Source organism: Dermacoccus sp. MPR-E5, assembly GCF_058809565.1.
This window is the reverse complement of record NZ_JBXASS010000023.1, coordinates 1-20,253: the sequence shown is the minus strand read 5'-3', so window position 1 is coordinate 20,253 and position 20,253 is coordinate 1. Positions and strand designations below refer to the sequence as shown.

The 20,253-nt window shown below is 69.0% G+C and carries 21 protein-coding genes; 15 read left to right on the top strand and 6 right to left on the bottom strand.

The annotated features are described in order from the left end of the window. Positions 1-16 precede the first annotated feature (16 nt). The 10 genes from AC1RS9_RS13590 (at position 17) to AC1RS9_RS13545 (ending at position 11,147) form a co-directional block, all read left to right on the top strand. Positions 17-283: a DUF4031 domain-containing protein gene (locus AC1RS9_RS13590; protein ID WP_038566949.1), complete on the top strand. Its 267-nt coding sequence runs from the start codon at positions 17-19 to the stop codon at positions 281-283. A 171-nt stretch (positions 284-454) separates the two neighbouring features. Next, a complete protein-coding gene (gene nirB, locus AC1RS9_RS13585) occupies positions 455-3,085 on the top strand; it encodes a nitrite reductase large subunit NirB (protein WP_038566951.1) in 2,631 nt (876 codons plus the stop codon). After that, the gene (locus AC1RS9_RS13580) at positions 3,082-3,489 is read left to right on the top strand and encodes a nitrite reductase (NAD(P)H) small subunit (protein ID WP_051805639.1); all 408 of its coding nucleotides are present in this window, start codon (positions 3,082-3,084) and stop codon (positions 3,487-3,489) included. Before nirB ends, AC1RS9_RS13580 begins: the two co-directional genes overlap by 4 nt. A 64-nt stretch (positions 3,490-3,553) precedes the next feature. Further along, positions 3,554-4,360: a uroporphyrinogen-III C-methyltransferase gene (cobA, locus tag AC1RS9_RS13575; protein WP_239303080.1), complete on the top strand. Its 807-nt coding sequence runs from the start codon at positions 3,554-3,556 to the stop codon at positions 4,358-4,360. Beyond that, positions 4,357-5,472, top strand: a complete 1,116-nt coding sequence (locus AC1RS9_RS13570) for a uroporphyrinogen-III synthase (protein WP_038566955.1) — start codon at positions 4,357-4,359, stop codon at positions 5,470-5,472. Before cobA ends, AC1RS9_RS13570 begins: the two co-directional genes overlap by 4 nt. Further along, the gene (locus AC1RS9_RS13565) at positions 5,469-6,158 is read left to right on the top strand and encodes a sirohydrochlorin chelatase (RefSeq protein ID WP_492921856.1); all 690 of its coding nucleotides are present in this window, start codon (positions 5,469-5,471) and stop codon (positions 6,156-6,158) included. Before AC1RS9_RS13570 ends, AC1RS9_RS13565 begins: the two co-directional genes overlap by 4 nt. Positions 6,159-6,288: 130 nt before the next feature. Beyond that, positions 6,289-7,023 (top strand): LemA family protein, encoded by a 735-nt coding sequence (locus tag AC1RS9_RS13560; RefSeq protein WP_239303078.1) that lies wholly within the window; start codon positions 6,289-6,291, stop codon positions 7,021-7,023. After that, complete coding sequence (gene macS, locus AC1RS9_RS13555) at positions 7,020-8,417, top strand: MacS family sensor histidine kinase (RefSeq protein WP_449759111.1); 1,398 nt, start codon at positions 7,020-7,022, stop codon at positions 8,415-8,417. The genes AC1RS9_RS13560 and macS overlap by 4 nt, the downstream gene beginning before the upstream one ends. 120 nt (positions 8,418-8,537) lie before the next feature. Further along, positions 8,538-9,194 carry a response regulator gene (locus AC1RS9_RS13550; protein WP_239303076.1) on the top strand — a complete coding sequence of 219 codons (657 nt, stop codon included), beginning with the start codon at positions 8,538-8,540 and terminating at the stop codon, positions 9,192-9,194. A 117-nt stretch (positions 9,195-9,311) separates the two neighbouring features. Continuing rightward, entirely contained in the window at positions 9,312-11,147 is a 1,836-nt protein-coding gene (locus AC1RS9_RS13545; RefSeq protein WP_239303075.1) for a DUF3824 domain-containing protein, read from the top strand. Positions 11,148-11,213: 66 nt separating this feature from the next. Here AC1RS9_RS13545 and AC1RS9_RS13540 read toward each other — a convergent pair whose 3' ends face one another. Further along, positions 11,214-12,458, bottom strand: a complete 1,245-nt coding sequence (locus tag AC1RS9_RS13540; RefSeq protein WP_449759112.1) for a winged helix-turn-helix domain-containing protein — start codon at positions 12,456-12,458, stop codon at positions 11,214-11,216. 167 nt (positions 12,459-12,625) lie between these two features. Between AC1RS9_RS13540 and AC1RS9_RS13535 the strand changes: the two genes are divergently transcribed. The 3 genes from AC1RS9_RS13535 to AC1RS9_RS13525 all read left to right on the top strand — a co-directional run bounded on the left by AC1RS9_RS13535 (position 12,626) and on the right by AC1RS9_RS13525 (position 14,514). Continuing rightward, positions 12,626-13,129, top strand: a complete 504-nt coding sequence (locus AC1RS9_RS13535; RefSeq protein WP_239303073.1) for a hypothetical protein — start codon at positions 12,626-12,628, stop codon at positions 13,127-13,129. 90 nt (positions 13,130-13,219) lie between these two features. Continuing rightward, positions 13,220-13,603, top strand: coding sequence for a cold-shock protein (locus tag AC1RS9_RS13530; RefSeq protein ID WP_281711432.1), 384 nt, complete (start codon positions 13,220-13,222; stop codon positions 13,601-13,603). A gap of 2 nt (positions 13,604-13,605) precedes the next feature. Continuing rightward, complete coding sequence (locus tag AC1RS9_RS13525; RefSeq protein WP_239303071.1) at positions 13,606-14,514, top strand: DUF3027 domain-containing protein; 909 nt, start codon at positions 13,606-13,608, stop codon at positions 14,512-14,514. 8 nt (positions 14,515-14,522) lie between these two features. Here AC1RS9_RS13525 and AC1RS9_RS13520 read toward each other — a convergent pair whose 3' ends face one another. Further along, positions 14,523-16,007, bottom strand: coding sequence for an NCS2 family permease (locus AC1RS9_RS13520; protein WP_492921851.1), 1,485 nt, complete (start codon positions 16,005-16,007; stop codon positions 14,523-14,525). A gap of 222 nt (positions 16,008-16,229) precedes the next feature. Here AC1RS9_RS13520 and AC1RS9_RS13515 point away from each other — a divergent pair, with 222 nt between their 5' ends. Then, complete coding sequence (locus tag AC1RS9_RS13515; RefSeq protein WP_239303070.1) at positions 16,230-16,646, top strand: DUF2530 domain-containing protein; 417 nt, start codon at positions 16,230-16,232, stop codon at positions 16,644-16,646. Between the two features lie 88 nt (positions 16,647-16,734). Here the strand turns inward: AC1RS9_RS13515 and AC1RS9_RS13510 are convergent, their stop codons facing one another. After that, complete coding sequence (locus tag AC1RS9_RS13510; protein ID WP_449759152.1) at positions 16,735-16,971, bottom strand: type II toxin-antitoxin system Phd/YefM family antitoxin; 237 nt, start codon at positions 16,969-16,971, stop codon at positions 16,735-16,737. A 38-nt stretch (positions 16,972-17,009) separates the two neighbouring features. After that, positions 17,010-18,641: a DNA repair helicase XPB gene (locus AC1RS9_RS13505; protein WP_492921849.1), complete on the bottom strand. Its 1,632-nt coding sequence runs from the start codon at positions 18,639-18,641 to the stop codon at positions 17,010-17,012. 221 nt (positions 18,642-18,862) lie between these two features. Between AC1RS9_RS13505 and AC1RS9_RS13500 the strand changes: the two genes are divergently transcribed. After that, entirely contained in the window at positions 18,863-19,375 is a 513-nt protein-coding gene (locus tag AC1RS9_RS13500) for a GNAT family N-acetyltransferase (protein ID WP_239303067.1), read from the top strand. A 28-nt stretch (positions 19,376-19,403) separates the two neighbouring features. Here AC1RS9_RS13500 and AC1RS9_RS13495 read toward each other — a convergent pair whose 3' ends face one another. Together AC1RS9_RS13495 and AC1RS9_RS13490 are read right to left on the bottom strand one after the other, a co-directional pair. Next, positions 19,404-19,913 (bottom strand): putative immunity protein, encoded by a 510-nt coding sequence (locus AC1RS9_RS13495; protein ID WP_449759154.1) that lies wholly within the window; start codon positions 19,911-19,913, stop codon positions 19,404-19,406. Beyond that, positions 19,813-20,208 carry a GNAT family N-acetyltransferase gene (locus AC1RS9_RS13490; protein ID WP_492921846.1) on the bottom strand — a complete coding sequence of 132 codons (396 nt, stop codon included), beginning with the start codon at positions 20,206-20,208 and terminating at the stop codon, positions 19,813-19,815. The genes AC1RS9_RS13495 and AC1RS9_RS13490 overlap by 101 nt, the downstream gene beginning before the upstream one ends. Positions 20,209-20,253 lie beyond the last annotated feature (45 nt).

The following is a 20,253-nucleotide window of genomic DNA, read 5'->3' as shown; positions in this document are numbered from 1 at the left end:
GGCACAGGATGGTGGGATGGCCGTTCTCATCGATCCGCCGCGCTGGCCCGCGTGGGGCACCGTGTTTGCGCATCTCGTCTCTGACGTCTCGCTCGACGAGCTGCACGCGTTCGCGTCCGCGAACGGCGTCCCGCGAGCCGCCTTCGACCTCGACCACTACGACGTGCCCGAGCGCCTCTACGACGCGCTCGTCGCCGCCGGCGCGGAACCCGTGCGCGAGACCGAACTCATCCGCCGTCTCATCGCCAGCGGGCTACGTGTGCGCGCCGTCGACCGTCGCTGAGCGGGTCGCAAACACCCGGGCCGAACCTCCCGTCGCTCACCCCGCTGTGGTGAGGGTTTTGTTTCACTTCCGAAACATTTCCCAGGCGCACGCGAAACACGGGACCCCTACCGTCGGGTCATCGAAGCTCACAACCGCCCCGGCGCACTGCCGGGACGCTAGGAGGATCAGATGGCCAGGTACCCGCAACAGATCGTCGTCGTCGGTGGTGGCATGGTGGCGCACCGGTTCGTCGAGGCTATGCGTGACCGCGACTCGGACGGCCGTCACGAGATCACCGTGCTCGCTGAGGAGCCCCGTCCTCCATATGACCGTGTGGCGTTGACGAGCTACTTCACTGGCCGCGACCCGCAGGAACTCAACCTAGGCGCCGACGAGCTGTGGGCTGATCCGCTCGTCACGCTCAAGAAGAACACAGCGGTTGCGAGCATCGATCGCACGGCAATGACTGTGACGACGAGGTGCGGCGCGACTTACGGCTACGACCATCTCGTCCTCGCAACAGGCAGCTACGCGGCCGTGCCGCCGGTCGAGGGAAGCGACCTTCGCGGTTGCTTCGTCTATCGCACGCTCGACGACGTCGCCGACCTGCGCGGCTACGTAGAGCAGCTGCGTCGTGACCGGCCTGGACGCACAGTGCGGGGCGCCGTCATCGGCGGTGGTCTGCTCGGTCTGGAGGCCGCGGGCGCGCTGCAGGCGCTCGGCGCCGAGCCGACGGTTGTCGAGTTTGCTCCGCGGCTCATGCCGTTGCAGGTCGACGAAGGTGGCGGGCAGGAGCTGCGACGCCTCATCGAGAGCCTCGGGGTGAGCGTACGAACCGGTACGGCGACCCAGCGCGTCCTGGGGAGCGGCTGCACGAAGCAGGTCACCGGCATGGAGTTCGCCGACGGTGAAAACGTCGACGTCGATGTCGTCGTCTTCGCGACGGGTGTCCGCCCCCGTGACGAACTGGCCCGCGCAGCCGGCCTCGTGGTCGGCGAGCGCGGGGGTGTGGTCGTCGATTCCGCCTGTACGACAAGTGATTCGGCGATCAGTGCCATCGGTGAGGTCGCGTGCATCGAGGGGCGCGTGTGGGGGCTCGTTGCGCCCGGTTACACGATGGCGGAGATCGCTGCCGATCGGCTGCTGGGCGGGTTGTCGAGCTTCCCCGGCGCCGACACGTCGACGAAGCTAAAGCTGCTCGGCGTCGACGTCGCGAGCTTCGGTGACGCGTTCGCGACGACGCCCGGTGCGCTGGAGGTCGTCTACTCCGATCCCGTGACGGGCACGTACAAGAAGCTCGTCGTCAGCGACGACGCGAAGACGCTGCTCGGCGGCATCCTCGTCGGTGACGCGAGTAGCTACGCGAGCCTGCGCCCGATGCTGGGACGGGATCTGGGCGGCGACCCGAGCGCGTACATCGTGCCGACCATCGACGGTGCAAGCAGCCCGCTGGCGACCCTCGAGCTGCCTGACGACGCCCCGGTGTGTTCGTGCAACAACGTCTGCGCCGGCACGATCCGCAGCGTGCTCGACGACGACCCGAAGGCGACGCTCGCCGATGTCAAAGCGTGCACGAAGGCCGGAACGTCCTGCGGCTCATGCCTACCCACGGTCAAGAAGATATTCGAGACACAGCAGGAACGCGCCGGCATCACGATTGACACGGCTTTGTGCGAACACATGCCGATGTCCCGCAGCCAGCTGTTCAACGCGGTGAAGGTGAGTGGTTTGACGACGTTCAGCGCCGTCATCGAACGCTTCGGCACGGGGCGCGGCTGCGACATCTGCAAGCCGACCATCGCGAACATCCTCGCGAGTCTCGGCGGCGGCCACATCCTCGACGGTGAACAGGGCACACTGCAGGACAGCAACGACCACCTGCTCGCGAACCTTCAGAAGGACGGCACATACTCGGTGGTGCCGCGTATCCCCGGGGGCGAGATCTCGCCAGACGGCCTCCTCGTCATCGGGCAGGTCGCGAAGGATTTCGGGATGTACACCAAGATCACCGGCGGTCAGCGCATCGACATGTTTGGCGCGCGCATCGATCAACTGCCGGCGATCTGGAAGCGCCTCGTAGACGCCGGGTTCGAATCCGGTCATGCGTATGGCAAGAGCCTGCGCACGGTGAAGTCGTGCGTCGGCCAGAGCTGGTGCCGCTACGGCGTGCAGGACAGCGTGCGCATGGCGATCGACCTCGAACTGCGCTACCGCGGGCTACGCAGCCCGCACAAGCTCAAGCTCGGCGTCAGCGGCTGCGCACGGGAGTGCGCCGAGGCGCGGGGCAAGGACGCCGGCGTCATCGCGACCGAGAACGGTTGGAACCTGTACGTCGGCGGCAACGGTGGCGCGACGCCGCGTCACGCCCAACTGCTGGGGCAGGATCTCAGCGACGACGAACTCGTTCGGGCGATTGACCGGTTCTTCATGTTCTACATCTCGACCGCCGAACGGCTGCAGCGCACGGCGCCGTGGCTGGAAGAGCTCGACGGAGGCATCGATCACCTGCGCGCTGTCGTGTTCGATGACGAACTCGGCATCTGCGACGACCTCGACGCGATGATGTCGAACCATGTCGCGACCTACAGCGACGAGTGGCGCGACGTGCTCGAAGACCCGGCGAAGCTGGCCCAGTTCACGGGTTTCGTGAACGATGCGACCGACGTCGACCCCGACCTGCTCTACGTCGTCGAACGTGAGCAGATCCGCCCCGCGACGACGCAGGAACGCCGCCTCGGTGAGGCAGGCGAACTTGAGCTCGTCGACTCCAACCGCCGCCCGGTGATGATCGCCGGCACCACCCTGGAGGTGCGCGCATGACGCTCACGCAGACCGACATGACTACAGACCTCAGCATCGGCGACGACGCCGCGACGGTGTGTCGCAGCGATCAGGTGCCGGTCGAGCGTGCGGTGGCCGTGCGTGCCCCCGACGGTGTGCAGATCGCCCTGGTCCGGACTGCGACGGGAGAACTGCACGCCGTGGGCCACCACGACCCGTACTCGGGCGCCAACGTCATGGCGCGCGGCCTTATCGGTACCGTGACGGTCGAGGGGCAGGTGCACGACGTCATCCAATCGCCCATGTACAAGCAGGCGTTCGATCTCGCCACGGGTGCGAGCACGGTGGGCGACGGGGCCAACCTAGGGGTGTGGGACGTCGTCGAGGCTGACGGGATGATCGTTCTGCGGAACAACAGGATTCCCGCCCGTGCGTCGGCCTAGAGTGCGAGACCTGAGACACCTGAGCGTCGCTCGACGACCGGAGGGGACGAAGGAGATGGCTACGATGACGAGCAGCGATGACGCCTGCGGCCGCGTTGTCCTCGTCGGTGGGGGCCCGGGTGCCCTCGACCTCCTGACGATCCGGGCCCTGCGAGAGCTGAGGGCCGCCGATGTCATCGTTGCTGATCGTCTCGGCCCTCGTGACGAGCTCGATCAGCTCGGCCTCGACGCGGAGATCATCGACGTGGGCAAGACTCCGCATCACCATCCGGTGCCGCAGGTCGAGATCAACAAGATCCTCGTACGTGAGGCGCGCGCCGGGCGCCGCGTGGTGCGCCTCAAGGGCGGCGACCCGTATCTGCTCGGTCGTGGCGGCGAGGAGCTGCTGCACTGTCGCGCGCACGGCGTGGAGGTCGACGTCGTCCCCGGCGTGACGAGCGCGTTGTCGGCTCCGCTCGCCGGTGGCATTCCGGTGACGCACCGCGGCGTCTCCGCAGGCATGCTCGTGCTGTCCGGGCATGACGACCTGGCGCTCGACTCGCTCGCCGTCTGGCCCCACACGATCGTCGTGCTCATGGGCATGAGCCGCCTGCCCACCCTCGCCGCCGGCCTCGTCGGCCACGGCAAGGACGCGGCGACGCCCGCTGGCGTCGTCCATCGTGCGTGGACACCGCAGCAGCGGGTCATCAAGGGCACCCTCGCGACGATCGCCGCCCAGTGCGCGGTCGAGGAGGTGGGCAACCCGAGCGTCATCATCATCGGCGATGTCGTCGACGTGCTGCACGACGCCGAGATCGTGCAGGTAGCGCGCGATGCTGACTCCGCGCAGGGGAATGCCTCAGGGCAAAGAGACCTGGACGTGCCCGCATGAGCGTGTCGCGAAGCACAGACCTCACTGGGTGCCGCGTCGTCCTCACGGCGCAGCGGCGTGGTGAGGAGTTCGCTGCGGCCCTTGAACGTCGGGGCGTCGAGGTCGTGCACGCGCCGACCCTGTCGCACATCCCTCACGTCGACGACCTCGAACTGCTGTCACGCACCAGGGAACTCCTCGACGGGCCGCCGGACGTTGTCATCGTGACGACGGGCGTGGGCTTCCGCGGTTGGTTGGAAGCGGCCGACGCCGCCGGGTTGCACGCGCGCCTACTCGAGGCGCTGACCGGTGCACGCATCATCGCGCGCGGCCCGAAGGCGCAGGGGGCTGTCCAGCGTGAGGGGCTCGACGTCGCGTGGACGGCCACTTCGGAGACTGCGCGAGAGATAAAGGACCTTCTCGCCGAGGAGGGGGTCGCGGGGCTGCGCGTCGCAGTGCAGCACCACGGGGCAGGCTCCGATGGCATCGACGACGCCCTGCGTGCGGGCGGTGCGCAGGTCGTCTCGCTCATCGTCTACCGCTGGGGGCCGGCCCCCGATCCGGTTGCGGTAGAAGCCGCCGTCGACCTGGTCGCCCTGGGCGAGGTCGACTGCGTCGCCTTCACCGCAGCACCGGGCACCCAGGCCTTCCTCGATGCCGCCGCCCGCGTCGGCGTACTCGATGCGGTGCTCGGCTCGCTGCGCGAGCGCTGCGTTCTCGCCGCGTGCGTCGGCGACACGACGGCGGCCCCCCTACGCGCCCACGGCGTCGAACCGCTCGTTCCGGAGCGGTTCCGGATGGGCGCACTCGTGCGTGTCATCGCGACGGCCCTCGAGGAACGGCGCGAGCCGCCCATCGCGACGCCGGCGGGCCGCATCATCCTTACGCGGGACGGCGCGCTCGTCGATGACGAACCGTTGGCCCTGACTCCTGCAGCACTCGCTGTCTTGCGACGCCTCGCGGACGCGGACGGAGCCGTCGTGGCCCGCGACGAGCTGCTCGCCGTGCTACCGGGTGCTGCGGGCGAGCACTCGGTCGAGGTCGCTGTCGGGCGTCTGCGCGACGCGCTCGGTAGTCGTGATGCCGTCGCCACCGTCATCAAACGCGGTTATCGCCTTGAGATTGTGCGATGACGGGCGAACCTGCCGGCGCCGCTCTCGTCCTCGTCGCCCACGGAACGGCGAGCCCGCAGGGGCGGCAGGTCGTCCACGACCTCGTCGACGCCGTCCGCGCCGCCCGCCCGGAGCTCGCTGTGGCGGACGCCTACGTCGACGTCCAGGAGCCGAAGGTCGCCGACGTCGTCGCGCGCCTTGCGCCCGAGTACGACGAGGTCGTCGCGGTGCCGTTGCTGTTCTGCGGCGGCTACCACGTGCGTGTCGACGTCGCGAAAGCCGTTGCTCCACACGACAATGCGCGCTCCACCGGAGCGCTGGGCCCGTCGCGGCTCATCGCCGACCTGCTCGCGCAGCGCCTGCGCGAGGCGGGCGCGAGCCCCGGTGACGCGATCGTCATGTCCGCCGCCGGGTCCAGCCGTGTCGAGGCCACCGCCGACGCACGCGCCCAGGCGCGTCTGCTCGCCGACGTCTGGGGCACCTCGGTGGACGTGGCCTTCGGCTCGGCGGCCACCCCGTCCGTGCCCGACGCCGTGAGCGCCAACCGCGACCATCCTCGAGCCCGAGTGGCCGTCGCCGCGCTGTTGCTCGGCGAGGGGCACTTCCATGACCAGCTGACGCGGTCGGGCGCCGACATCGTCACCGCGCCGCTGGGCGCATGCCCCCAGATCGTCGAGCAGATCCTCACCCGCTTCGACGAGGAGTGACCTCCAGTCCCCAGGCGCAGCCGGCCCTGCGGGGGGCGAATCGTGCCGTGACACGCATCGAGCGCTGACGGTGGTCGCTGCCGTCGGCTAGGGTCGAAGCAGACATGACCCCTCGAAGCAGGAGCCACTCATGACGTTCGGCATCATCCTTCTCGTCATCATCGTCGCGCTCGTCGTCGCAGCCGTCATGATGTACAACGGCCTCGTCAAGCAGCGCAACACGGTGCAGGAGGCCTGGCACCAGATCGACGTCGAGCTGACGCGTCGTCACGACCTCATCCCGAACCTCGTCGAGACGGTCAAGGCGTACGCGAAGCACGAGGCGGGCACGCTCGACGCCGTCATCCGCGCGCGTGGTGCGGCCGTCAACACGAACGGTTCGCCGGCGCAGGTCGCCGAGGCCGAGGGTGAGCTGAGCCAGGCGCTGGGTCGCCTCATCTCCGTCTCCGAGGCCTACCCCGACCTCAAGTCGAACCAGAACTACCAGCAGCTCATGGGCGAGCTCAGCTCGACCGAGGACCGCATCTCCAACGCGCGCCGCTACTACAACGCGTGCGTCAGCTCGCTGAACTCGAAGGTCGACTCGATCCCGACGAAGTTCATGGCCGGCCCCGCGGGCGTGACGAAGGCCGAATACTATGAGGCCGACGAGGCGACGAAGGGTGCCCCGCGTGTCAACATGACGAACGACCAGGCGCCGAACGTGCAGTTCGACGCGCCGCAGAGCCAGCAGCGTCCGTACAACGAGCAGCCGCAGCTGCCGCCGTCGCAGATGCCGTACCCGACGCAGAACACCGCGAGTGGCCAGTACCAGGCGCCCGGCCAGGAGGGTTACGGGGTGCCGTACCCCGAGCAGCGCAAGTGAGCCGAGCCCACCTGCGTCGACGCCTCGAATCGCCTGTGCGGTTCGGGGCGTCGTCCGTCGCGTCCCGATGGACGGGCTGGGGCATGGGCCTGCCCGACGACGCGATGGGCTCGCTCTGGGCAACCTCGGCCGCGTTTCGCTTCCTGACGCTCGCGTACAGCCTCTGCATCCATTCGATGGCGATCTCGCACTACTCTCGCCCCCACCTGGCAAGCGCCCTCATCGCGGTGCAGTGCATCTGGTCCGGCATCGCGGCGTACGCGATGTTCGCGCGCCGCACCTGGCGACCTGTGCTCGTCGGGTTCGATCAGGTCGTCACGCTCGCGCTCGTCTACTCGACGTGGATCGTCGCACCCGAGAGCTGGTGGGATCACAACCAGAGCCTGCCGACGACGATGTGGGTGACGAACGCCGTGCTCACCGCCGGGATGATGTGGGGTGTCGGCGCAGGTTTCGCGAGCGCCGTCGTCCTGGGGCTCGCGTGCCTGCACGTCGGCGGAGATCTGTCGTGGCTCGAACGTTCACCGACGCTGCCCATTCTCGTCAGTGCGGGCATCGCCGCGGGGGTGGCGAGCCACAGTGTGCAGCGCGCCCACGAGCAGTTGACGAGGGCGCTCGAGCTGCGCGCCCAGGCCGCGGAGCGCGAACGGCTCGCCCGGCAGGTGCACGACGGAGTGCTGCAGGTGCTCGCCTTGACCGCGCGCGAAGGGGAGCGCGCGGGTGGTGAGTTCGCGCGCGTCGGGCAGCTCGCCGCCGAGCAGGAGCAGGCTCTGCGCCACCTCATCGCGGACGGCGACGACAGCGCGCGCCGCGACGGCACGTGGGCGGGCAACGCGGGGGCAGTGCGTCTGAATGGTCTCGCCGGGGGAGTCGCCTCCAGCCTGTGTGATGCGGGTCAGAACGGGGTGGCGCGGGGTGGGGAAACTCTCGACGCCGGCATGGAGGCGTCGTCGGTGGACGCGCCGGCGCGGGGTGCTGCCCGCGGGTCTGACGCGCCTGACCCGACGGATCTGCGCCAGGCTCTGCTCGCCCTCGAGAGCCGTCGGTGCCACGTCAGCGCCGGAGCCGAGGCGGTGACGCTGTGCCCCGACGTCGTCGCCGAGATCACCGCGGCGGTGCGGCAAGCCCTGACGAACACCGATTTGCACGCCGGGCGTGGTGGCGCACCCGCGACCTCGTACGTCCTGCTCGAGGATCTCGGCGATGAGGTCGTCGTCACCGTCCGTGACGACGGCGTGGGCATGTCGCCGGAACGGCCGGCGCAGGCACGCGCCGAAGGGCGACTGGGCGTCAGCGGATCGATCGTCGGACGCATCGAGGCGATCGGCGGACGCGCGCATCTCACCACCGCGCCGGGCGAGGGCGTCGAGTGGGAGTTCACGGTGCCGCGCTGAGGCGCGGCAAGCAGCCTCGATCATGATCGTGTCGCGCGACGGGCGGTCTCATCCGCCGCAGCAGTGGAGCGCCGCAGCGCCACGGTGGCCCGCGATCTTGGCGTCCGCGACAATGTCGTCATGAATGACTCGTCCCGTGAGCCCCAGGCCCGCGTCATGATCGTCGACGATCATCCGATGTGGCGTGACGCCGTCGAACGCGACCTCGTCGCGCGCGGCTACGACGTCGTCGCCACCGCCGGGTCCGTGCGCGAGGCCGTCGATCGCGCTCGCGCGACGCGCCCCGACCTGGTCCTCATGGACATGAATCTGCCCGACGGCAACGGTGCCGACGCGACGTCCGCCATCATGCTGACGCTGGCCGAGGTCAAGGTGCTCGTGCTGTCGGCGTCGTCGGCGCGCAGCGACGTGCTCGACGCCGTCAAGGTTGGTGCGTCGGGCTACCTGCTCAAGAGTGCCAGCGCCGCCGAACTCGTCGACGCGGTCGAGGCGACGCTGCGCGGAGACGCGGTGTTCACCCCCGAACTCGCCGGGCTGGTGCTCGCGCACCTGCGTGGCCGCGTCGACACCACGAACGACCCGGCGAGCGCCCTGACGCCCCGCGAGAGCGAGGTGCTGCGCATGGTTGCGAAGGGGCTCGCGTCGAAGCAGATCGCCTCGCGGCTCGGCCTCAGCAGCCGCACCGTCGACAACCACGTCGCCGCGACGCTGCGCAAGCTGCACCTCGCCAACCGCGTCGAACTGACGCGGTTCGCTCTCGAGAACGGCCTCGACTGACGTTCGCCGCACCTGCGTGGACAGGGGCGTCCTGAGCACTCACTCGCGTCCATTACTCACGTCGTCTGAGTAGTCCTGCTCAGGCGCCGAAGCCGACGGCCGACGAGGCTCGAAGGCATGAATGAGAACCAGCCCTCGAACTCCTTCGACCCGTCCCGCCCGGTGCCGCCCTACGGTCCGTCGTACTCCGGACGCCCTGCCTTCGACGCTCCTGACGGCCACTCGACGCCGCCGCCACCGTTCATGGGGGCGACGCCGAACAGTGGTCATCGGCAAGGCCAGTACAGCGGTGCCGCTCCCGGCCCGGCCCCCCATGACGGGCGCCCTGGTGCAGGACCGGCACCCGCATTTCCCGGTTCGCTCGCGTTCATCCCGCCGCCACCTCCCGAACTAAAGCCTCGACGGTTCGACAACCAGCAGATCGTCGCGATGCTGCTGGCAGCCGCGGGTGTCGTCGTCACGCTCGTCGGGGTCGTGCTCCTGCTCGTCATGGCGGCGCGTGAAGGCATCCTGACGCCGCCGGTCCGCGTCGTCGGTGGCGCCGCGGGTTCGGCGGCTCTCGCCGCGGCCGCGTCGTGGGTGCGCCGTCGACCGGGTGGCCAGATCGGCTCCATCGCGCTGCTCGCGACGGCAGCGTCCGCGGCGTACTTCGACGTCATCGCCGTCACCCGCCTCTACGCGTGGGTGCCGTTGAGTGTCGGCCTCGCGATGGCGTTCGTCGTCGCGGCAGCCGCGTTCCTGCTCGCGATGCGCTGGGACGAGAAATGGCTCGCCATCGCGATCATGGTCGCGGTCTGCGTGTTCGCGCCCTCCTTGACGCAGGGCCCCGGCCTCGCGCTCGTCGCGTTCCTGTTCGTCATCCAGCTCGTCGGCGTCGCACCCGAGCTGACGCGTCGCTGGGACGAGCTCGGCCTCGCGCGGACCGTCCCCGTCGTGCTCGCCGCGACGTTCTGGATCGACCTCGACCACAGCGTCCAGGTGCCCGTCATGATCGGCCTCATCGCCCTCACCGCGGTGACGACGACGCTGCTCACCGCGACGGTTCGTCCCGACGCGCGCTGGGGTGCGGCCGCCTACGTCAGCGCCTGGCTGCCGATGTGGGTCTTCATGATCCGCGCCGACCGTTCGACGTGGACGCTGCTGGCCCTCGGGGCGATGCTCGTCGCGGCACTGACGTGGTGGGCCCTGCGGCACGCGGGGCGCGAGCTGCGCCTGGGCGCGCTCGTCGTCACCGTCATCAACGCGCTGACGTTGGCCTTCGCCATGACGACCGGGCCGTGGCTCGCCCTGCCGTTCCTCGCCGCTGCGCTCGTGCTGTTCGCCGCGCAGGGCATGACGCGTCAGCGCATGGACGGTCAGCTGGCCCTCGGAGCGCTGGGTCTCGCCGCCGTTGCGCAGCAGGTGGCCTCTCCCACGATCGACCTGTTCTACCGGGGGCGTGCCGCTGAACTGCCGGCATCCGTCGCGGTGAGCGGGCTGCTCATGCTCACGGTGGCCGCCGTCGCGACCTGGTCGGTCCGGGGCCGGACGATGCCCGCGCCGCACGTCCAGATGACGCTCGTCGGTGCCGGCTTCATCGGTCTGCTGGGCTTCGCGATGTCGCTGATCACCTGCCTGGGTCGCACGCCGTCGGGCTTCTTCCTCGTGCACCTCGTCATCACCGTCGGCGCGATGGCGCTCGCCGCGCTCGTGCTCGTCGCCGGCCTGACGCGGCCGCGCCACCTGTCGGCGTCGATGACGTGGGGTCTCGCGCTGCTCGGCTGCGCCCTTCTCAAGTTGCTCATGTTCGATCTCGCCTACATGGGCGCGATGACGCGGGCCATGACGTGCGTCGTCGCAGGCCTCGTCCTGCTCGCGGCCGGCACCACGTATGCCCGCACCTACGCGCTGGCCTCGAAGGAAGCGAAGCAGCCGAAGGCATCGTCGGAGCCGCGTCAGGAGCGTCACGTCTGACATGAGCCAAACGCGCACCGGTGACGGGTGGGGCGGACCCGCCCGTCACCGGTGCGCGTGCGTCGTTCATGCGGCGCGCCAACCCTCGAGACCCAACCATGTCGCCATGGTCGTGAGCTCGTCGCTCAAGGCGTCCGCGGCGCCTGGGTGTGCGGCGGGGGCGCCCGGCTCCCAGTGGATCGCGTGAGCGCGCAACACCCCGGCGGCGCGGTCGGCCTTCAGATCGACGCGCGCGACGAGGCGCTCGCCGAACAGGAACGGCAGGACGTAGTAGCCGTACTGACGCTTCGCGGCGGGGGTGTAGATCTCGAGGCGGTAGCGGAAGTTCCACAGTGCCTCGGTGCGTTCGCGCTGCCAGATGAGTGAGTCGAACGGCGACAACAGCGCGGCCGTCTCGATGCGGCGAGGGATCTTTGCATCGACGTGGCGCCACGCGGGTTTGTCGAAGCATTCGACGTCGACGGGTTCGAGTTCGCCCGCCGTCACCAGGTGCTCGATCGCCGGGCGCACCTGCGCGCCCTTGAGTCGAAAGTAATCCCGTAGGCACAGCTCGGTGCCGACCCCGTGCGCCATCGCGCTGCGTCGCACGAGTTCGACGACGTCGTCGAAGTAGGCGACGTCGCTGCCCGCAGGGGCGTCGATCAGGGGGGTCGGTGAGAAGAACTCCTCGGCCAGTGCGGCGTCGGCGATCTGGTTCGGCAGGACGCGCTCGAGGCTCGCGTAGCGACGTTCGAACTGCGGCGTGCGTCCGGCCGAGGTGATGCGGCCCGCCCAGAACAGGTGCTCCAGGGCTGCCTTGACGAGCGACCAGTTCCAGCCCCAGTGGTCGTTGTTCAGCTGCTCGTCGTGTTCGAGCGCGACCTCGATCTCGCGGGCTGTGGCGGGCGGGTGCGTCGTGACGTGGGCGTGGACGCGTTCGACGAGGCCGGGGTGCTCGGCTGCGACGCGACGCATGCCACCCCAGGCGTCCTCATGGGCGCGCGCCATGCGGTGACGCAGCAGCGGCCACACTTGCGGCGTCACGAGACTGGCCTCGTGCGCCCAATACTCGACGAGACGACGTGGCGCGCGGTCCCGAAGCGCGTCCAGGTCGCGCTGCGCATACGGGCCGAGGCGGCTGAAGAAGGGGAGGTAGTGGCTGCGCGTGAGGACGTTGACGCTGTCGATCTGCACGACCTGCAGGCGCGCGGCGGTCGCCGTCAGGTGGCGTGTCGTGACGCTCTCGGGGCGTGCCTTCGCGAACCCCTGGGCGGCCAACGCGATGCGGCGTGCCTGCGCGGTGCTGAGGCGTCGCGGACTGCGGTTCGTCATGTCGCCGACAGTAGTGGGCGGCCCCGACAACCCCGTCGGCTCGGGGTTTTCCGGCCCCGTGACGGCGTGGCGACGCGCCGGCGTCCGGGCAGCACTCGGCACCTGACGGGCGGCGCCGAAGGCCTGGAATGAAAGGGTTGTCGCCGGCGCGCGGTAGCGTTCGCGCCATGGACGACGTGCACGAGGAGAGTTTCTCGACCGCGCTGCTGGCGCGCGGCAAACGGCTCGCGATCGTCGGCGCTGCGCTGCTGTGGGTGGCCTCGCCACTGCTCATCGGCGCGTGGGTGACGGTAGCCGTCAAGCTGGCCGACCGGGGGCATGTCGGCGCGCTGCTCCATGCCGCCATGGTGGTGTGGGCGCTGGTCTGTCTCGTCGTCCTGCTCGCCGGGTTCGCGATGCTGCTCGGCGGGGTGTTCTTCTGGTGGCGCTCGCGCGCCGTCACGCAGCCGCCGACCGCCCGCCGTGCGTCGGCGGGCGATGCTGCGTCGCGCTCGGCCCGTGCCGACATGCTGCGGCAGATGCAGCAGCAACTGCGTGAGGACAACGCCGGCAGCAGGGACGGCGAGCACGAGCGCGATGCAGGCTCGGATGACGCCGGCATCGAGGCCGCCGAGCCGAGCGTGACGCGCGTCGAGTCCGACGATTCGGACCCGCCGCACACGCGCCGGTAAACTCGAAAAGTTACTGTTCGACGGGGTGCCGCACGCGCGAGCCATCCCACCCGAGGTCGCCCGTCGGCCTCATGAGCAAAGAGGTGCGACGTGCCGGTCGGCAAGGTCAAGTTCTACAGCGCCGAGAAGGGCTTCGGCTTCGTCTCCGGGGACGACGGCGTCGACGTCTTCGTGCCCGCGAGCGCGCTGCCTGCCGGGGTGAGCCAGCTGCGTGGCGGAATGCGCATCGAGTACAGCGTCGTCGACGGGCGCAAGGGCGCGCAGGCGATGCACGTTCAGCTGCTCGACGCGCCGCCGTCGATCGCCGAGCGCAAGCGCAAGCCCGCTGAGCAGATGAGCGTTATCGTCGAAGACGTGATCCGTCTGCTCGATGACCTGTCCTCCGGGTTGCAGAAGGGGCGTTACCCCGACCGCAGCCATTCGAACAAGATCGCGACGGTGCTGCGCGCCGTGGCCGACGACCTCGAGGTCTGATCATGTCTGACGTCCCCTTCGTGCCCTCCGCGGCGAGCGAACCCGTCGAGCCGGCGCCCGCGTCGTCACCGAAGGCTCGCCGCGTCAAGGTGGTGAAGAACGACGCCGTCCTCGCCGCTGACGCCGCACGCGACATGGCGCGCGCCGCCGTCGTCGAGATCGCCTACCGCGACACGGTCGGTGAGCACGTGCGCTTCGAGATGAACTCGGAGCGACTCGGCACGCACTACTTCGCGAGCCTGGCCAAGGGCTACCCCGACTGGCAGTGGGCCGTCTCCGTGGCCCGCGCGCCCCGCGCGAAGGTCGCCACCGTCTGCGAGACGAATCTCGTGCCGACGGCGTCGTCGATCCTCGCGCCCGAGTGGGTGCCGTGGGCTGACCGGCTCGCCCCGGGCGACCTGAGCGCCGGCGACGTGCTGCCGTACAAGGAGGACGACCCGCGCCTCGAAGGCGGGTTCGAGGCAACCGGCAACGAGGACGTCGACCAGGTCGCCATCTTCGAGCTCGGCCTCGGCCGCGCGCGCGTGCTCTCGGCAGAGGGGCGCGACGAGGCGGCTCAGCGCTGGTACGACGGAGAGAACGGGCCGTCGTCCGACGTCGCCCGCAAGGCTCCCGCGCCGTGCGCGACGTGTGGCTACTTCCTGCCGATGGCGGGTGTGCTGCGTCAGCAGTTCGGTGTCTGCGCCAACGACTGGTCGCCCGCCGACGGCAAGGTCGTCGCCCTCGACTTCGGGTGCGGCGCCCATTCCGAGGCCGACATGGAAGCTCCGCAGGCGCACGACCATCAGGATGCGCCGGTGCTCGACGAACTTGACGTCGACCTCGAGGTCTCGGACGGCGGCAAGGGTGCGCGCGAGAACACCGAGCACGAGAACACCGAGCACGAGAACACCGAGCACGACGAGGCCTGAGGCAGCGATCATGCGGCGAGGATCTGCTTGACCGGTTCGATGCCGAAGTAGACGAGGAAGAAGAGCCCGACGACGTACATGAGTGGGTGCACGTCCTTCGCCTTGCCCTTGACCAGCTTGATCAGAATGAAGCTGATGAACCCGGCGCCGATGCCGACGGCGATCGAGTAGGTGAAGGGCATGAGCGCCATCGTCAGGAAGGCGGGAAGGCCGATCTCCATGTCCTTCCAGTCGATGTCGTTCGCCTGCGTCATCATGAGGTAGCCGACGATGACGAGGGCAGGCGCGGCGGCCTCCGAAGGCACCATCTCGACGAGCGGGGCCAGGAAGGTCGTGAGCAGGAAGCACACGCCGGTGACGATGGAGGCGAGGCCGGTTCGCGCGCCCTCGCCGACGCCGGACGCCGATTCGATGAAGGCCGTGTTGGAGCTGATGGAGCCGGCGCCGCCGGCCATCGCGGCCACGGAGTCGACGATCATGATGCGTTCGGAGTGCTCGGGCACACCATCCTCGTCGAGCAGGTCTCCCTCGGCGCCGACGGCGTACATCGCGCCCATGAGGTCGAAGAAAGCGCCGAGCACGAGCGTGAAGATGATGAGGATCGTGGAGATGGTGCCGATCTTGCCGAAGGCACCGAACAGCGAGAAGTCGCCGATGATCGAGAAGTTCGGCTGCGAGACGAACGAGTCGGGCACCTGCGGCACGGTGAGGGACCACCCTCCCGGGTTCACGACGTCCCCCTTGGCGTTCGTCTTGCTGCCGATGTTGCCGACCGTCTCGGCGATGACGGCGAGCGTCGTCGCACCGAGGATGCCGACGAGCATGGCGCCTTTCACCTTGCGGGCCATCATCGCGGCGATACCGAGCACGCCGATGATGAAGATGAGCACCGGCCAGCCCTGCAGCGTGCCGCTCGGGCCGAGTTGGAGGAAACCGCCGCCGGCGGAGTTGAAACCCGCGTCGTGGAGGGCGACGAGGCAGATGAACAGCCCGATGCCGACGCTGATGGCCGTCTTCAACGAGTGCGGAATCGCCGCGAACAGTGCCTTGCGAAAACCGGAGATGACGAGCAGGAAGATGATGAAGCCCTCGATGACGACGAGCCCCATGGCGTCAGGCCAGGTCATGCCCGGCAGCTTCGCCACGGAGTAGGCGACGAATGCGTTGAGACCGAGGCCGGTCGCGATGGCGAGGGGGAACTTGGCGATCGCGCCCATGAAGATCGTCATCACACCAGCGACGAGGGCCGTCACGGATGCCACGAGGGTGAGGTTCGGCGACGTTCCGCCGCCGATGTAATGGCCCGTCGAGTCCGGCACCGTGCCGATGATGATGGGGTTGAGGACGACGATGTACGCCATCGTGAAGAAGGTGACGAGGCCACCGCGGATCTCCCGTCCGACGGTGGAACCGCGTTCGCTGATCTTGAAGTAGCGATCCAGGGCGTTCGCGGGCGGGCCGGGGGCGGGGGCCGAAGTGACTGTGCTCGACATGGCGCACATCGTATTTGGCGCCCGTGTGCGCCGGGAAACGTGCTCAGCGGGTGGTCGTCGCCGCCTCGTCGGGTGCGCGCCCATGACTGGGCCCGTGAGTGACGTCTGCCGTCCCTTCGCCCCGCTCAGCAGAGGCGCGCCGCCGGGTCTGAGGGCGCCGGCACCGAGCTCGGCTGTCGGTGCTTCGCCGCCCGTCAGGGGCGCGTCAACTAGGCTGTGACGGTGAGCCCAGACCAGCGTCAGCCGAAGCGCGCCCCGCGTGCTGACGGTGCGACGCCCCGCTCGATCGAGCGCGCCCGCGAGATGCGGGAGCGCGCCGAACACTCGATGTCCTACGAAGCTGGTGTCGTGCTCCCCACCGAGGGCGAGGCACGACTCGAGGAATCGCCGTACGAGAAGTTGTTCACTGGCGGCGACACCGTCATTCCGAAGCCGCAGCCGCTGCACATCGACACACCCAAGGTGATCCTCGTCGGCGTCGCGTGCTGGGTCGTCATGCTCGTCGTGACGCTTCTCGTGCCCGCCCTGCGCACGGGCGAGCGTGACTGGTGGCCGTGGACGTGCGTCGCGGGCGCCGTCCTCGGACTCATGGGCTGGGCCTACGTGCGTCGCGGACGTGGCAACGCCGAAGCTGCGTGAGCTCCACGGACGGCGTCTTTCGCACTTCGGCCGAGACCACGGTCGTCCTGCAGTAGCCACCGGGCGACGTGGGTATCGAGCAGGATGCTCATCGCTCGGCGCCGAGCAGCGCCCCGACGAGCGTGTCGGTCTCATCGCCGAAGGCGTCGTCCGCCGTCGTCCACGACGCATCGAGTGTGCCGAACCTGACGGGCTCGGCGACGTGCGGGACGAGGTCGACGATGGGCCGCCCTGCCTTGGCGATGGTGATTGACTCGCCGGCCTCGACCCTGGCGAGCAGCCGGGAAAGGTGAGTCTTCGCCTCGTGGATGTTGACCGTCGTCATGTGGTTGGTCTACTGAACCAAGCTGTGCGGGGAAGGGCTCAGATGTCGCTCTCGTCGACGATGCGGTAGGCGTAGCCCTGCTCGGCGAGGAAGCGCTGACGGTGCGCGGCGAAGTCGGCGTCGACGGTGTCGCGCGTGACGATCGAGTAGAAGTGCGCGGTGCGTCCGTCGGCCTTCGGGCGCAGGACGCGACCGAGGCGCTGGGCCTCCTCCTGACGCGAGCCGAACGTCCCGGAGATCTGGATGGCTACGCTCGCCTCCGGCAGGTCGATCGAGAAGTTCGCGACCTTCGACACGACGAGCTTGGTGATCTCGCCGTCACGGAACTGCTGGAACAGCTTCTGCCGCACCGCAACCGACGTCTCACCGGTGATGAGGTCGGCGTTCAGGCGTCCCGCGATGGTCTCGAGCTGGTCGAGATACTGGCCGATGACTAGGGTCGGTTCGCCGTCATGCTTGGCGACGATGCGTTCGACGACCGGATCCTTGACCGTCGCGCACGAGGCGAAGCGGTAGCGCTCGTCGGGTTCGCTCGTCGCATAGGCCATGCGGTCGGAGTCGGAGAGCCCGACGCGCACCTCGACGCAATCGGCGGGCGCGATGTAACCCTGGCTCTCGATGTCCTTCCAGGGTGCGTCGTAGCGCTTCGGGCCGATGAGGGAGAACACGTCGTCCTCGCGGTTGTCCTCACGCACGAGCGTCGCCGTCAGGCCGAGACGTCGACGGGCCTGCAGGTCGGCCGTCATGCGGAAGATGGGCGCGGGCAGCAGATGCACCTCGTCGTAGACGACGAGGCCCCAGTCGCGCGCATCGAGCAGTTCGAGGTGCGGGTAGACGCCCTTTCGCTTGAGCGTGAGCACCTGGTACGTCGCGATCGTGACGGGGCGGATCTCCTTGCGCGCACCGGAGTACTCGCCGATCTCGTCCTCCGTCAGCGTCGTGCGCTTGAGCAGCTCATCGCGCCACTGACGGGCCGAGACGGTGTTCGTCACGAGGATGAGGGTCGTCGCCTTGGCCTTCGCCATGGCACCGGCGCCGACGAGCGTCTTGCCGGCGCCACAGGGCAGGACGACGACGCCGCTGCCGCCGTCCCAGAACCCGTCGACGGCCTGACGCTGGTAGGGGCGCAGCTGCCAGCCGTCGGTGTCGAGGTCGATGGGGTGGGCCTCGCCGTCGACGAAACCCGCACGGTCCTCGGCCGGCCAGCCGACCTTGATGAGCTCCTGCTTGATCGCGCCACGCTCACTTGGGTGGACGGCGACGGTGAAGTCGTCGAGGCGCTCGCCGACGAGTGGCTTGATCTTCTTGTGCCGCAGCACCTCTTCGAGCACGGGCTTGTCGGTGGAGTGCAGGACGAGCTGGTCGCCGTCCTTCTCGAGGACGAGACGGCCGTAACGATCCATCGTCTCGGCGACGTCGAGCAGCAGCGGTTGCGGCACGGGGAAGCGGCTGTGCGTGATGAGAGCGTCAACGACCGTTTCGGCGTCGAGGCCGGCAGCGCGGGCGTTCCACAGGCCGAGCGGCGTGACGCGATACGTGTGAACGTGCTCGGGGGCGCGTTCGAGCTCGGCGAACGGAGCAATGGCGCGACGCGCCGCCTCGGCGTTCTCGTGATCGACCTCGAGCAGGATCGTCCGATCGCTCTGCACGATGAGTGAGCCGTTGTTCACGCGTTGCCTCTCGGTGGGGTCTGCGGCATCGACAGGTGCCGCGTTCAGGGTAACGGCCGTCGGCGACGTGGCATTCCGAGCGGGGTGAGCGTCGAGACTGTCTATGTTGTGTCATGAACGCGCGAAATAGCGCGCGTTCATGACACAACATCCTCGGGTGGGGAGGGATCGTGAGCCGTGATGGCGCGAGCATCATGGGGGTCGAGCACGCAGATCTGGGCGTGGGTGACCTCCGCCAGCTGCAAGGACTCTTCGACGCTGAGTACCTCGACGGCCATGGCCCGTGGACGCCGAACGAGCCGTATGGGTACGCCGGCCACGACGTGCACGTGCTGGCGCACCACGACGGCGCGCTCGACGGCCACGTCGGGTGGGGCCGACGCACGATGAGCGTCGGAAACGAGGATGTTGTCATCGCCGGTGTCGGTGGGGTGCTCGTCAGCCCGAGTGAGCGTGGGACGGCGCTCGGGCGTCGGTTGATGGCGGCGGCCGCTGAATCCATGCGGCGAGCAGGCGGCATCGACTTCGGGTATCTCGGGTGCCGAGAGGCCGTCGTCCCCTTCTACGCGGCGTGCGGGTGGACCCGCATCGAGGCTGCGGAGACGTACGTCGACAGAGTGTCGGGTGAGGCCGTGACAGATGCCCCAGGGCCGCCGTTGATGATCGTGGGCATCGAGCGGCCGATCGAGTCGTGGCCCGCAGGTGGCATCGATCTGCGCGGACGGCCCTGGTGACCAATGTGGGCGATCTCGGCGTTGCGCGTCAGAACGTGAAGACGTCCCAGCACAAGTGGTTTCTGCGGCGCCGATCGTCGAGCACGAGATCGCGGACCACCTCGGGGAGGCGGGTGCGCTGCCATTCGCACTCGGTGCGGCCCGTCGTCTGCGGCTCAGGTGACGAGGCCATCACTGCTTTGATGGCGTAGGCGGCAGCGCCGAGGTCGTGTTCGACGACGTGTCCGACGCACGCGGCCTGCCCCGCAGCGTAGGCCGCGAAACGGGGTGCACCTTGCAGCGGACGTGCTGCTCCCATGGCGTGGCCGCCGTCAGCACGCGCTCGCATCATCGGCATGACACCACCCGCCCAGGCGCGCGCGGCGGTGATGGCGTCAGCGGGGCGAGCGTCGTCAGGACGGGAGGCGCGGAACAGGGGAAGGACGTGCTGAGCGCAGTCAGCCGCCCAGAGCGCCAACAGGCGGTGATGCTCGTCGGACAGGGTGCCGCCACGACGGATGGTGATGAGGCGCGGATCGCGTTCGGGAGGCAGGATCACAGCGACCTGTGGCCAGGTGCGTCGTCGCGAGGGGCGGCGTCAGTGTCGGGCGCAGCGAGGGCGATTCTGTAGCGGCGGCGTCGCACGCCCTCATCGTCGGTGACGGTGGATTCAAGGCGTCCCCCAAGCGCTCGATCGTTCTGATCGACGGGACGTTGTCGTCGAGGCAGACGAGCACGCATGAGGGCAGTCCGAGTTTCGTGGCGTGTTCGAGAGCCGTGGCCAGCGCCCAGGTGGCGATGCCGCGGCCGCGCGCTGAAGGTTGAATCGCCCCGGGTTCGGTGGAGGCTGTCATTCAACGCGAGGATGGACAGCATGGCAGCACCACGGAAGTACCCGG